This window comes from Flavobacterium galactosi (assembly GCF_048158585.1).
GTDB classification, from domain to species: Bacteria; Bacteroidota; Bacteroidia; order Flavobacteriales; family Flavobacteriaceae; genus Flavobacterium; species Flavobacterium galactosi.
This window is the reverse complement of record NZ_JBLNKV010000004.1, coordinates 13,596-27,247: the sequence shown is the minus strand read 5'-3', so window position 1 is coordinate 27,247 and position 13,652 is coordinate 13,596. Positions and strand designations below refer to the sequence as shown.

Genomic DNA, 13,652 nt, shown 5'->3' with positions numbered 1-13,652 from the left:
TGCCCAAAAACACATTTATTACTATATTTGTGCCTTCGTGCCCTTGTGGCAAAATCAAAAAAACATGTACGAAAAAACGTTTCCCAATAAAAGATTCAAACACACTTTAGAATTTCTAAAAAAACACATCTCCACAGATCAAACCATACTAGATTTAGGCGTAGAAAACCCCTTCTCTAAAATCATGAAATCAGAGGGATTTGTAGTTAAAAACACCACAGGAGAAGACTTAGATACTGACCAAACTGTACTTTCAAATGAAAAACAGGATGTGGTAACTGCTTTCGAAATCTTTGAACATTTGCTCAATCCGTTTACTATTTTAAAAGAAATAAAATCCGATAAGCTTTTTATATCCATCCCAATGCGTTTGTGGTTTTCACCGGCCTATAGAAGTAAAACTGATATGTGGGACAGACATTACCATGAATTTGAAGATTGGCAATTAGACTGGTTATTGGAAAAAACAGGTTGGAAAATAATCGACAGAGAAAAATGGACCAATCCGGTTAAGAAATTTGGCCTTCGTCCATTATTGAGAAAGTTCACCAACCGATATTATATTGTATACGCTGAAAAAATCCCCACCCCTCCCGAAGCTTCGGGACTCCCCGAAGGGAAGGAAGCCTAGACTCTACAATTTTTAAGCTTAAAATCTTAGCCTCTTAGAAACTTAGTCCCTCAAGAAAAATGAAGTATTACATTGTTATTCCGGCTCATAACGAAGAAGCATTTATTGCTTTAACTTTGGAATCTTTGATTTCTCAAACCGTTTTACCTAAAAAAGTGGTTGTTGTCAATGACAATTCTACTGATAAAACTGCCGAAATTGTTACAGCTTTCGCCAAAGAAAATCCGTTTATCACTTTAGTAAACAAAACTTCAAGCGCCATACATTTACCCGGAAGCAAAGTCATACAGGCTTTTCACAAAGGCTTTGAAAAATTGGATGAAGACTATGATGTAATCGTAAAACTGGATGCCGACTTAATTCTACCTAACAATTATTTTGAGACCGTTCTAAACATTTTCGAAAAAGATGCAACGATAGGAATGGCTGGCGGATTTGCCTACATCGAAAAAAATGGTGACTGGATCCTGGAAAACCTAACCGATAAAGACCATATTCGTGGCGCATTCAAGGCGTATAGAAAAGTATGTTTTCAACAAATAGGCAATTTAAAACCGGCTATGGGTTGGGATACTGTTGATGAATTATTGTCAAAATTTTACGGATGGAAAGTAGTTACCGATGCCTCACTAATCGTAAAACATTTAAAACCTACAGGTGCTAATTATAACAAAACAGCCCGTTACAAACAAGGCGAAGCATTTTACACTTTGGGTTACGGATTTTTAATCACATCGATTGCTTCAGCAAAACTGGCAATGATGAAGAAAAAGCCTTTCCTTTTTTTGGATTACATTAAAGGTTTTTGGAAAGCCAAAGCGGCTAAAACTCCTTTATTGGTAACGGCAGAACAAGCAAAATTCATTCGAAAGTATCGTTTAAAGAAAATGAAAGAAAAGCTTTTTTAACCTCAGCAATCAAAAAATTGTAAACCGGAAAGTATAAACTGCTAACTAATCCTTAATTTAGCCCATAATCGCAAAACTATGATGCTCATTCGATATATAACGCAGATAGGAAGATACTTCTTAATGCTGAAAGAAATTTTCAATAAACAGACGAAATGGTCCGTGATGAGAAATCTAATTTTCAAGGAAATTGATGATTTAATTATTGGCTCCCTTGGTATTGTGGCTTTCATCTCATTCTTTGTTGGAGGTGTTGTTGCCATTCAAACGGCATTAAATTTAACTAATCCTTTAATCCCAAAATATCTTATTGGTTTTGCCACTCGACAATCTGTAATATTAGAATTTGCACCTACGTTTATCTCAGTGATTATGGCAGGAAAAATGGGTTCTTTTATTACGTCAAGCATAGGAACCATGCGAGTTACAGAACAGATTGACGCACTGGAAGTGATGGGAGTCAACTCTTTAAACTATTTGGTTTTTCCAAAAATTATCGCTTTATTATTGTACCCATTCCTTATTGGGATCGCCATGTTTCTAGGAGTTTTGGGCGGCTGGATGGCTGGTGTTTATGGCGGTTTTACATCAAGTTCGGAATTCATAAACGGTGCCCAGATGGAATTCATTCCGTTTCATATCGTGTATGCTTTCATTAAAACATTAATATTTGCGATGTTATTAGCCACAATCCCTTCTTTTCATGGGTATTACATGAAAGGTGGCGCACTTGAAGTGGGTAAAGCCAGTACGGTCGCCTTTGTTTGGACATCGGTTTCGATAATACTATTCAATTATATATTAACACAATTGTTACTTGGCTCATGATAGAAGTACAAAACATAGAAAAATCATTTGGCGGTATCAAAATTCTTAAAGGAGTTTCGACGGTTTTTGAAACTGGAAAAACAAATTTGATTATTGGACAAAGCGGATCTGGAAAAACGGTTTTGCTTAAAAGTCTTTTAGGCATTCATACCCCAGAATCAGGAACGATTTCATTTGATGGTAGAATTTATTCTGAATTAACTCCCGATGACAAACGAGATTTACGAACTGAAATAGGAATGGTTTTCCAAGGAAGTGCTTTATTTGACTCCATGACTGTAGCTGAAAATGTTGGCTTTCCGTTAAAAATGTTCACCAAAGACAATAGAGCAAAAATTCAGCAGCGTGTTGACTTTGTACTAAAAAGAGTCAACCTTACTGACGCGCATAAAAAATTACCATCGGAGATTTCAGGAGGTATGCAAAAAAGAGTAGCCATTGCTCGCGCTATTGTAAACAACCCAAAGTATCTTTTTTGTGATGAACCCAACTCCGGTTTAGACCCAAACACGGCTATTTTAATTGATAATCTTATTAAAGAAATCACGGAAGAATACAATATCACTACGGTTATAAACACGCACGATATGAACTCCGTTATGGAAATTGGAGAGAAAATTTTATTCTTAAAAGATGGTTTAAAAGCTTGGGAAGGTACGAAAGAAGAAATTTTCAGAACCGATAATGAAGCTGTTGTAGCCTTTGTCTATTCTTCGAATTTATTCAAAAAAGTAAGAGAGGCCTATTTGAAAGAGTAACTATTTTTGAAATTTCAACTGGTTTTCAACAACTCCACTTCTGCATTAGGATTAAATAAATACGTTTTGCCAGAACTTATTTCAAGGCATTCAAAACGTTTGGTTCTAATGGCTATTTTCTTGAAAATCTTTCCGTTTTGGATTCGGAAAACACTGCCGTACGGAATTTCAAATACATAATTTTTATCATTTTGTTGGTCAAATTGTTTCAAGGCCAATGCCAAAGTAACATCGGTATCGCTACTGGCTGTTGGGTTTTTAAAATGTCGAGCCAACAACGGCAACAAATGATTTGGAAAAATCTCCGGACGAATATAGGGAATCATCAATCGTTGAAAGGAATACTTCCACTCGTTTCCATGAGGTTTAATATGTCGCCCAAATTTCTCAAACGCAACCAAATGCGAAATTTCATGAATAAGCGTAATCAAAAACTTGTATTTATTCAGGTTTGAATTTACCGTGATTTCATGCTTGCCATTCAAGCCTTTTCGATAATCACCATGACGGGTTTGACGCTCGTTTACAATCTTAAGATGTACTTGATGGTCCACAATTAGTTCAAAAACTGGTTTTACGGCATGTTCTGGTATGTATCTTGAAAGTGTTTCGCTCATAATTTACAATTCTTAGTTACGGATTTGTAGAAGACACTTGCAACACCTTTCCGTTGAAATATTTATTTCCCGTCAACGTAAAATTAAAAATATAATCTGCCATTTCGCTTGCAGAAATAGGCGCTTGATAGCCCGGAAAAGCTTCCGCCAACATTTCTGTTTGAACCGAACCTAATGCCAAAACATTAAAAGCAATCCCCCGCTCTTTATATTCCTCTGCTAATAACTCTGACAGTGTAATAACTGCGCCTTTACTTGAACTGTACGCTGCAAGTCCGGCAAACTTTAAACTTCCCTGAATTCCGCCCATAGAACTTATCGTTACGACATGGCTTCCTTTTTGTAAATAAGGCAAGCAAATTCGGGTCAAATTAGCAACCCCAAAAACATTGACTTTATAGATATTTTCAAAATCTTCCTGTGACGTTTCTGAAAAGGGTTTCAACAATAAACTTCCTGCATTATGAACGACAGCATCAATTTGTTTCCAAGATTTAGAAAGAAAATCTTTAACTTTTTCCAATTCGGACTCATGAGACAAATCAACCGAAAGACAAGTGATATTTTCATTCCCTAATAAGCTTTGAGGAATTTTTCTGGAAATAGCCAGAACCTGATGTCCAGCCTTGGCAAATTGCAATGCCAACTCATATCCTATACCTCTGCTCGTTCCTGTAATAATAATATTTTTCATGTAGCAAAAATAAACAAAAACACTAAAAAAAACATCATTTTAGCCGTAGGTATTGTTTCGAATATAAAAATAAGGTTTTCTATAATTTTGTTTAATTTTGCCAAAACAAAATACAATTTGAAGTAGCATAAAATGATAGCAAACATACAATTTGAAGTAGCAAAATTGAGTGATATTGATGGAGTATTAGCATTACAGGAATTATACCTTGTCTCTAACTTATCTGAAGAGGAAAAAGAATTTGGCTTTGTTACCACACCGTTTACAATTCCCCAATTAACTGAAGTAATAGAACAACAAGGCTTATTTCTTGCTAAAGACAATAATAAAACCATTGCCTACATATTTTCTGGAAGCTGGGATTTTTTCAATCAATGGCCCATATTCAATTACATGATTACGCTATTACCTGATCTTAAATTTTTAGATTTCGACATTACTACAACCAATAGCTTTCAATACGGTCCTATTTGCATCGATAAAAAATACAGAGGAAAAGGATTGATAACGCCTCTTTTTGAATTCATGAGAAAACACGTTGTTAAAAAACATCCATTGGCTTTGACTTTCATTAACAAAACTAATATACCATCGACAAAAGCGCATACAGAAAAACTAAATTGGTCTATTATTGGTGATTTTCAATTCAACAATAACAACTATTTTATTTTGGCTTATGATATGAATCAGCCTGTTTCTATTCGTTAATTCATATGAATTTCATGTGTTGGCGTATTGGCCATTTGCGTTACGGCAGGTAATAATTCCTGAATAAACGAAGTCATGTGAGGTAAATCCATGGCTTTGAATTCATCTGAAACATGATGGTAGAATTCGAAATTTTCAAAATCGAAAGTACTCACAGACTGGCACGGAACCTTGAAAACATTGTAAAAAGAATAATTATCTGATCTGTAAAATAATTGATATTCAGCTTCTTTTGGTAGAAAACCAATCGTATTTTTTCCTGTATATTCATTGATTTTACCCGCCATATTCGATTTGTCAAAACCGGTAATATACGCCAGATAATCCCTTTTCATTGGCACACCTATCATCTCAATATTGAATTGCGCGTACAAATTAAAGTTTTGAGCTTTCAGCTTTTTGGCTAAATGTTTAGAGCCCAACAATCCCTTTTCTTCACCAGCAAAGAATACAAAAAGAATGCTTCTTTTATTGTTTTTAACACTAATGAAATATTTCGCTATTTCAGCAACTGCGGTTGTTCCCGAAGCATCATCATTGGCACCATTATTTATAAAATCTCCATTTACTCCTTTTTTATCGATTCCTATATGATCATAATGTCCGCTAATAATAACGAATTCATTTTTAAGCACAGGATCATTTCCTTCAACAAAACCTACGATATTAAAAGCGGGGTCTTTGAAATTAGACAACGTATCGCGATACGTGGAAAAATAAGACTTTACATTATTGTCTTTGAAAAACTGTTCTAAATAATCTGCCGCTTTCACCATTCCTTTTGTACCGGTTTCTCTGCCTTCCAATTCATCCGAAGTCAAGTATTTCAATGTTTCTGCAACATCACTCTCTTTGACTTTATATTCTGCTTCAATTAGTTTTAATCGGGTATCGTTTGTGGCTTGTGCTGTGATAGGAGAATTTCGTACACAACCGAATAGAACGAACGGCAGCAGTAAAAAGGTGTTTTTCATAGTCAATAATTCTTTGGTTAAAAGGAGCAATCTTATTTTATTAATAGAATCAAAATCTTATTTCTTATAATATTTTTTGTAGACGGTGTACATTTGAATGAAAGCTAAAACTACAAAAAATAACGGAATAATTACAGGTACTATATATCTTGAGAAACTCGCTGTGTTTTGGGAAAACAAATTTAGAATAGTTACCAAAGCTAACATACCAAAAAAAGTCCCAACTAAAGTCCCAAAAACATAATAGTATTTGAGTCTTTTTTCAATGGCAATATAATTTCCATTAATCAAATAGAGATTCCATCCTGTCCAGAATGGCACTTGCAGGAAATTGATACCATTCAAAAAAACACCGATAAGAAAAGGCGAATACTTTACAAATCTTTCTAAATCATTATGATTTCCTACTGCTTGATTCGAATGCGCATAAAAAGAATACCCTAAAAACAGCAAAAAAAAGACCGCAAAAAAATCGATTATTTTCATCAACTTTTTATTGTTTACCAATTGATTCGCAAAAATCAACGTGAAGTAAATTACAAAAACCTCAACCGAAATAACGCCCAACAAATAAAAAATCAAACTATTAATTCCTAATCCAGCATAAATTTCGAATCCAATAATATTTAAATATCCCAGTGGAACTGAGCCTATAAAACTCACTAAGAAACCAACGAGAATATTTTTTATAATTTTCATTTTATTAGAAATTTACTATTCTTTTGCTTTGCTCTAAATGTAGACGATATTCTTTCATTCCTTCCTTGTGGGACAAATACGGATTTCCGGCTTTATGATTTTCAACACTTATTTCATACATATACGTAATATGTCGGGCAAGTTCTTTCCAAGCAAATAGCAACGAATGTTTTGGATCATAGATATGCGTGGGTTCACTTGCAGCTCCATTCAACTCCACAATAGCGCAATTTTTTCCTTGTTCCAAATCTTCGAAAGTAGTGTACATAACATCCAATCTTCCAAAATAAAAACCTGGAATTTGTAAACACATTTCATTGATGGTCTCGGTTAATTTTGGGGTTGTCCAATGGCTTCCATCAATAAATTTTGCACCTCGTGCATGATTCCCGTATGGAACCAAATTTAGTTTTTCTCCTTTTGAAAGAATTTTAAATAATTTCTTACCGTAATCTTGTTGTAATACTTTAAGCTGTAATTCGTAACGCGGGTTTTTCTTGATTAACTGTTCAATAGTTGCAATTCCATCTCCAGTGATTATTAGAAATTCTTTGGAAACTATTCCTGTTATTTTACCCGTTTTCTCATGTGGATAACGTACGTAAAAAATGCCAACTTCATTTTCAAAAGGAATTAAATCTTGCACTATATAATCAAAATTCGCCTTTTCAGCGTATCTTTTTAAGTCGGCGATTGTATCTATTTTCTTGACTCCGGAACCACGCAAACCAATATCAGGTTTTGCAATCAGTGGATAATTTATTCCTGAAAATTCCATTATTTTTAGAATTTCTTCCAGTGAAGTTCCTTCGATTATGAGTTCAGTTTTTGGATAATACCGTTGTGGAATTAAATTGTAGATGGCTTTTTTAGATTCCATCATAAATCCTCCGTTTTTTATCGTTGGATTAGTCGCGTTAAAGAAAAAAATCGATTTTGCTTTAAGCGAATAAAATACCCAAAGAAAATAAATTGGAATATAAACTATCTGAAACGGCCAATATTCCCAATGCGTAATCTTATGAAAAAGTAATTTCAATTGAGAAAATTTTAAATAGTGATAAATGAGGTCTTGTACTCTTCTTGTGCAATCAAATCACAATGCAAGATAGCAACTTTATTTTTTTCGATTACAGATTGCGTAATACTCAAGGTTTTCATTTCGTCATTTCGATTGATAACCAATCCGTTTTCCTGATTTTTATCTTCGGTATAGCGATGAAAATAAAGCATTTCTGTTTCTGATATTTCAGGATTTGTATCCAAAAAAGTATAAAACCAATTTGTACGTTTCTCCCGAATTACAGCTGGATACAAGGTTGAAGACGACCAAATATGATTTTTATGATTATCTAAAAGAGTCGTTTCTTTCTGATTCCCATTCCATCGCAATTGAAACAGCTCCTTATTTTGAAATAAAACCAATGTAAAAGGTTCTATGTTTTCCAAATCAATTTCGTCCCAAAAGTCCTTTGGTGATACGCTGCTAATAATATCAAGAACAATTAGACCCCGACTTTTCCTGTAAGGAAGCACTACTTTGTGTTTTTCGTCAGCACCATTTAATAAAACTAAAACAGTTCCATTTGCATCGACAACAAACCAAGTTCCACCAGCTTTTGGGTCTTTTGGAAAAATAATCTTTTTACCGTTTATAGTATAATTCCTTGGTGGTATTGCAGAGGGTCTAATTATTTTTTCATCTCGATTTGAGGTAATGACAATCCTATCATGGACATGGACAAAACTTACTGTGCACATTGATTCCTGTATTCAATTGTAGAACGGGCAACTCCAAAATTCTCATCGACCGTGATATTTTCACATTTTAAAGTAGCCACTTTTATCAGTGCCTGATGATGAATGCAATGTTCTAAATTATAAAGCAATTCTCTATAATAATTACTTTGAATTCGGATTTCTTCACCGTCAATCACTTGTTGCAAATCGATATTTTTATTCTCTTTTTCAAGATTATTTTTAATTTCTAAAATATGATCAATCGCATAATTCATATCAGTTTGAATTAACACATTACGTTCTCTTTTATCGTAATTCACAATCCCTAAATCGTATTGATTTTCGAGACATTGAAACATTTCGATAATATGCCTCGTGTGTTCACCTATACTGGCATTACTCAATTCAACACATGGATTTGAGTAATCCTTTTTTGACAATTGATGGAGCAAATCAATCAATTCGTTTAGACTATTTGTAATAGAAGGTATCAGCATATTATAGTTTTAATTTTAACAAATTTGACAGTTTATCTCTATTTAAAAAAATCAAAGTAAGACAACTAAATAAGGTTATGTTTGCCAACGCAAATAACGTTCCGCCATCATTTTCCACTTCAATTCCCAGAACAAAAAGGTGTGAAAGAATAGCTCCGACCATTATAACAGAACCTAGCAATGCTCCATATATTGTAGTTCTAGGCATTAAAATTAGAATTACAGTAATCAATTCTAAAATCCCGGTACCAATTCTTCCATAAGGTTCCACTCCCAAAGCAGTAAAAATATAAATGCTTTCCTCGGCACCAGTAAATTTAAAATATAACGTTTGTGAAAAAATTACTGCAACTGCAATACGTAAAATCCAAGATAAAATAGTTGTTTTCATCACATTCTTATATTTATTTCTTAAACAAAGTTATTAAGAATCAAAAAAGCCATTTGTCACTACTTTACAATAGATACGAAATAATTGAAACTATAGTTTTGGAATATCCGAGATAATGAATTCTTTTCAGTTATAAATCAATGCCCGGTTAGTTTCCTTTTGATTGAACAATTGGAGTCACAGTTTACTTTCTTTTTAAGCCCAATCTTCCAGTAAATATATTAAAAAATCGTTTTAAAAATAAAACCCTTTCCAATCGAAATTGAAAAGGGTATAAATAACTATAAAATTTTATTTATGAAACCAGTGTTCTTGAAATCACAATACGCTGAATTTCAGAAGTCCCCTCGTATATTTGAGTAATTTTAGCATCGCGCATCATACGCTCCACATGATACTCGGCAACATAGCCGTTTCCACCATGTATTTGAACCGCTTCAATCGTTGTATCCATAGCAGTTTGTGAAGCAAATAACTTAGCCATTGCTCCAGATTGAGAAATATCCATTCCTAAATCTTTTTCAGAAGCTGCTTTAAAACACAACATTCTGGCTGCCATAATTTGAGTTGCCATATCGGCTAATTTAAAAGCAATCGCCTGATGTTTGAAAATTTCCTTCCCAAAGGCTTTGCGCTCTTGCGAATATTTTAAGGCCAACTCATAAGCACCAGTTGCAATTCCTAAGGCTTGAGAAGCAATTCCTATTCTTCCGCCATTTAACACACTCATCGCAAAATTGAAACCAAACCCGTCTGCTCCGATTCGGTTTTCTTTTGGCACTTTAACATCATTAAACATTAAGGAATGCGTATCCGAACCACGAATTCCCATTTTTTTTTCTTTTGGACCAATATCAAAGCCAGCCCATCCTTTTTCAACTATAAATGCGTTAATTCCTTTATGTCCTTTTTCAACATCAGTTTGAGCAATTACAATATAGGTTGATGCCGAAGATCCATTGGTAATCCAGTTTTTGGTTCCATTCAGTAAATAATAATCGCCCTTATCGATTGCAGTCGTTTTCTGCGAAGTGGCATCAGAGCCCGCCTCAGGTTCAGACAAACAAAAAGCACCTATTACTTCTCCTTTGGCAAGAGGGACTAAATACTTCATTTTTTGTTCTTCATTGCAATACTTTTCTAAACCTGCACAAACCAAAGAGTTATTTACAGACATAACAACTGCGGAAGAGGCATCTACTTTAGCAATTTCACTAATCGCCAAAACATAAGAAACACTATCCAATCCGGAGCCGCCATATTTAGGGTCAACCATCATTCCTAAAAAACCAAGCTCCGCCATTTTTCTCACCTGCTCCGTTGGAAATTTAGAGAATTCGTCTCTTTCAATAACACCCGGCAATAATTCGTTTTGAGCAAAATCTTTAGCTGCTTGCTGAATCATTAACTGCTCTTCGGTTAGATTAAAATCCATAACTATATTTTGTTTTTTATTAAAATTTCAACTCTACAAATAAAAGTAAAATTACTCAATTACAATCCTTAAATTTACAGCTTTAGAAAGTTTTTTATGTTTTTTACTTTTCATCATAAAATTGATTATTGTTTTAAGTTACACCTATTAAATTACTTTTTATTTAAAAAAAGCATTCAAAGGTACTTTAATATTATGAAATTATCAATTTTGATTTATAAATTTGCTCAATGAAAGAAGATTACTATAACGTTATCGGAGTAATGTCAGGGACTTCGCTTGATGGTGTTGATTTAACACATATCCAATTTAAAGTACAGAACAATAAATGGTCTTTTGAAATTCTTGAAAGCGAAACTATAGCCTATAGCTCAAACTGGGTAAAAAGCCTAAAAACTGCGGTAGATTATTCTAAAGAACAACTCGAAAAATTAAATCAGGATTACACCCAACTTCTCGCTTCCATTATTTCAGCTTTTATCGAAAAACATAAAATCGAAAATCTGGATGCCGTTTGTTCGCATGGACATACTATTTTACATCAACCGCAAAATGGCTTTACACTTCAAATTGGTAATTTACCCGAAATCGCTTCTTTAATTCACCAAACAGTAGTCTGCGACTTTAGAGTACAAGATGTTCAACTTGGCGGACAAGGCGCTCCTTTGGTTCCTATTGGCGACCGAATATTATTTCCTGAATACGATTATTGCATGAATTTAGGAGGTTTTTCAAATGTGTCTTTTGAACTGGACCAGCAACGAATTGCCTTTGATATTTCACCGGTAAATACCGTTTTGAATTTTTACGCCAATCAATTGGGATTCGATTATGATGACAAAGGTACCATTTCCCGTACTGGAAAAAACAATACTACTTTACTTAATGATTTAAACGCTTTGGATTTTTATCAAAAAAAACATCCGAAATCACTGGGTTTTGAATTTGTAAAAGAAACCGTTTTACCCTTAATCGAAAGTTTTGAAATTGCTATTGAAGATAAATTACATACGTTCACCGAACATGTAGCGCAACAGATCGCTTTGGCTTTACCAAATAAAAAAGGAAGTCTTTACATAACTGGCGGTGGCGCATACAATGATTTTCTTATCGAACGTATTCAGTCTTGTTTACCGGAAATGAAAATCATAATTCCATCAGCCAAAATTCTGGAATTCAAAGAAGCGTTGATTTTTGCGCTACTTGGCGTATTAAAATTACGAGGAGAAATCAATGTTTTGAGCAGTGTTACGGGTGCTGAAATGGATCACAGCTCTGGAAATGTTTATTACTCAAAATAATATCAAAAATACATAATTCGCATTATTCTATTTTTTATATTTGTCAAAATTAAACATATCGCAATAAATGAAAGATTTATTAAAGAAATTCGAAAATAAAGAACCTGAGATAGTTTTCCATTGGAAAGATGCTGAAACCGAAGCCGAAGGTTGGACTGTAATTAATTCTCTTCGTGGTGGCGCTGCTGGCGGTGGAACTCGTATGAGAAAAGGATTGGATATGAATGAAGTTTTGTCCTTGGCAAAAACAATGGAAGTGAAATTTTCGGTTTCAGGACCTGCTATTGGCGGTGCAAAATCCGGAATTAATTTTGACCCAAATGATCCCAGAAAAAAAGGCGTTTTACAACGTTGGTACAAAGCGGTTTCTCCGTTATTAAAAAGTTATTACGGAACCGGGGGTGATTTGAATGTGGATGAAATTCATGAAGTAATCCCCATGACAGAAGAATGTGGCGTTTGGCACCCACAAGAAGGTGTTTTTAACGGACATTTCAAACCTACCGAAGCGGATAAAATCAACAGAATTGGTCAATTGCGTCAAGGTGTGGTTAAAGTAATAGAGAATCCGAAATTCTCTCCAGATGTTTCTCGAAAATATACCATTGCAGACATGATTACCGGTTTTGGCGTTGCCGAAGCAGTTCGTAATTATTATACTATTTATGGCGGAGACGTAAAAGGCAAGAAAGCCATAGTCCAAGGTTTTGGAAATGTAGGTTCAGCTGCAGCATTTTATCTGGCAGAAATGGGAGCAAAAATCATAGGTATCATTGACAGAGATGGCGGATTGATAAATGAAGAAGGTTTTACTTTCGAAGAAATAAAAACATTATTCCTTGCTAAAGACGGAAACAAACTGGTTGCCGAAAACATGATTCCTTTTGAAGAAATCAACCAAAAAATCTGGACAATCGGCGCTGAAATATTCACTCCTTGCGCAGCTTCCAGATTAGTGGCTCAATCTCAAATTGACAGTTTGATTGCCAATGGTCTTGAAGTAATTTCATGTGGCGCAAATGTTCCTTTTGCGGACAAAGAAATATTTTTCGGTCCAATTATGGAAGATGTAGATCATAAAGTAAGCTTAATTCCTGACTTTATTTCTAATTGTGGTATGGCTCGCGTTTTTGCTTATTTTATGGAAAAGAAAGTGCAAATGACCGATGAAGCCATTTTTCAAGACACATCAGAAACGATCAAAAAAGCAATCGAAAAAGCACATGATTTGAATCCAAGCAAAACAAACATTAGTGCTACTGCTTTTGAAATTGCTTTGAAACAACTTACTTAAAATATAGCATTCATAAACATATTGGAACTGGGATTAAGTAGATTATTCAAAATCTATTTAATCCCTTTTTCTTATTTTCAATTTTAAATAAAAGCTATCTTATTTATATTCTCCCAGTAGCTTTTTACTCTTGACAATTTTTAGTACTTTTCAACGTTTTTTAGTAATACACTTTTT

Annotated in this window: 16 protein-coding genes; 7 read left to right on the top strand and 9 right to left on the bottom strand. The window is 34.2% G+C overall.

All coding sequences use genetic code 11. The features are described 5' to 3' along the window. The first annotated feature begins 64 nt into the window (after window positions 1-64). The 4 genes from ACM55M_RS09160 (at window position 65) to ACM55M_RS09145 (ending at window position 3,125) form a co-directional block, all read left to right on the top strand. Window positions 65-631: a methyltransferase domain-containing protein gene (locus ACM55M_RS09160; RefSeq protein ID WP_416857297.1), complete on the top strand. Its 567-nt coding sequence runs from the start codon at window positions 65-67 to the stop codon at window positions 629-631. Between the two features lie 59 nt (window positions 632-690). After that, entirely contained in the window at window positions 691-1,539 is an 849-nt protein-coding gene (locus tag ACM55M_RS09155; protein ID WP_416857296.1) for a glycosyltransferase family 2 protein, read from the top strand. A gap of 78 nt (window positions 1,540-1,617) precedes the next feature. After that, on the top strand, window positions 1,618-2,367 hold the full coding sequence (locus tag ACM55M_RS09150) for an MlaE family ABC transporter permease (protein WP_416851085.1): 750 nt from the start codon (window positions 1,618-1,620) through the stop codon (window positions 2,365-2,367). Then, window positions 2,364-3,125 (top strand): ABC transporter ATP-binding protein, encoded by a 762-nt coding sequence (locus tag ACM55M_RS09145; protein ID WP_416857295.1) that lies wholly within the window; start codon window positions 2,364-2,366, stop codon window positions 3,123-3,125. Before ACM55M_RS09150 ends, ACM55M_RS09145 begins: the two co-directional genes overlap by 4 nt. A 14-nt stretch (window positions 3,126-3,139) precedes the next feature. On the opposite strand, the gene ACM55M_RS09140 is transcribed toward ACM55M_RS09145, so the two are convergent. Then, window positions 3,140-3,742: a SprT-like domain-containing protein gene (locus ACM55M_RS09140; RefSeq protein WP_416857294.1), complete on the bottom strand. Its 603-nt coding sequence runs from the start codon at window positions 3,740-3,742 to the stop codon at window positions 3,140-3,142. 16 nt (window positions 3,743-3,758) lie between these two features. Next, complete coding sequence (locus ACM55M_RS09135) at window positions 3,759-4,436, bottom strand: SDR family NAD(P)-dependent oxidoreductase (protein ID WP_416857293.1); 678 nt, start codon at window positions 4,434-4,436, stop codon at window positions 3,759-3,761. 132 nt (window positions 4,437-4,568) lie between these two features. Between ACM55M_RS09135 and ACM55M_RS09130 the strand changes: the two genes are divergently transcribed. Next, window positions 4,569-5,144: a GNAT family acetyltransferase gene (locus ACM55M_RS09130; RefSeq protein WP_416857292.1), complete on the top strand. Its 576-nt coding sequence runs from the start codon at window positions 4,569-4,571 to the stop codon at window positions 5,142-5,144. Here ACM55M_RS09130 and ACM55M_RS09125 read toward each other — a convergent pair. The 7 genes from ACM55M_RS09125 to ACM55M_RS09095 form a co-directional block, all read right to left on the bottom strand. After that, window positions 5,141-6,118: a M28 family peptidase gene (locus tag ACM55M_RS09125; RefSeq protein ID WP_416857290.1), complete on the bottom strand. Its 978-nt coding sequence runs from the start codon at window positions 6,116-6,118 to the stop codon at window positions 5,141-5,143. The genes ACM55M_RS09130 and ACM55M_RS09125 overlap by 4 nt on opposite strands. Window positions 6,119-6,175: 57 nt before the next feature. After that, entirely contained in the window at window positions 6,176-6,817 is a 642-nt protein-coding gene (locus ACM55M_RS09120; RefSeq protein WP_416857289.1) for a hypothetical protein, read from the bottom strand. 4 nt (window positions 6,818-6,821) lie between these two features. Next, window positions 6,822-7,856, bottom strand: a complete 1,035-nt coding sequence (locus ACM55M_RS09115; protein WP_416857288.1) for an ATP-grasp domain-containing protein — start codon at window positions 7,854-7,856, stop codon at window positions 6,822-6,824. Between the two features lie 11 nt (window positions 7,857-7,867). Next, complete coding sequence (locus ACM55M_RS09110) at window positions 7,868-8,578, bottom strand: NRDE family protein (RefSeq protein ID WP_416857287.1); 711 nt, start codon at window positions 8,576-8,578, stop codon at window positions 7,868-7,870. Continuing rightward, the gene (locus tag ACM55M_RS09105; protein ID WP_416857286.1) at window positions 8,566-9,054 is read right to left on the bottom strand and encodes a DinB family protein; all 489 of its coding nucleotides are present in this window, start codon (window positions 9,052-9,054) and stop codon (window positions 8,566-8,568) included. Before ACM55M_RS09105 ends, ACM55M_RS09110 begins: the two co-directional genes overlap by 13 nt. Before the next feature lies 1 nt (window position 9,055). Further along, window positions 9,056-9,445 carry a DoxX family protein gene (locus ACM55M_RS09100; RefSeq protein WP_416857285.1) on the bottom strand — a complete coding sequence of 130 codons (390 nt, stop codon included), beginning with the start codon at window positions 9,443-9,445 and terminating at the stop codon, window positions 9,056-9,058. A gap of 295 nt (window positions 9,446-9,740) precedes the next feature. Then, window positions 9,741-10,880 carry an acyl-CoA dehydrogenase family protein gene (locus ACM55M_RS09095; RefSeq protein WP_416857283.1) on the bottom strand — a complete coding sequence of 380 codons (1,140 nt, stop codon included), beginning with the start codon at window positions 10,878-10,880 and terminating at the stop codon, window positions 9,741-9,743. A gap of 230 nt (window positions 10,881-11,110) precedes the next feature. Between ACM55M_RS09095 and ACM55M_RS09090 the strand changes: the two genes are divergently transcribed. Then, complete coding sequence (locus ACM55M_RS09090; protein WP_416857282.1) at window positions 11,111-12,181, top strand: anhydro-N-acetylmuramic acid kinase; 1,071 nt, start codon at window positions 11,111-11,113, stop codon at window positions 12,179-12,181. Between the two features lie 67 nt (window positions 12,182-12,248). Next, window positions 12,249-13,475, top strand: a complete 1,227-nt coding sequence (locus ACM55M_RS09085) for a Glu/Leu/Phe/Val dehydrogenase dimerization domain-containing protein (protein ID WP_416857281.1) — start codon at window positions 12,249-12,251, stop codon at window positions 13,473-13,475. The last annotated feature ends 177 nt before the right edge of the window (window positions 13,476-13,652 follow it).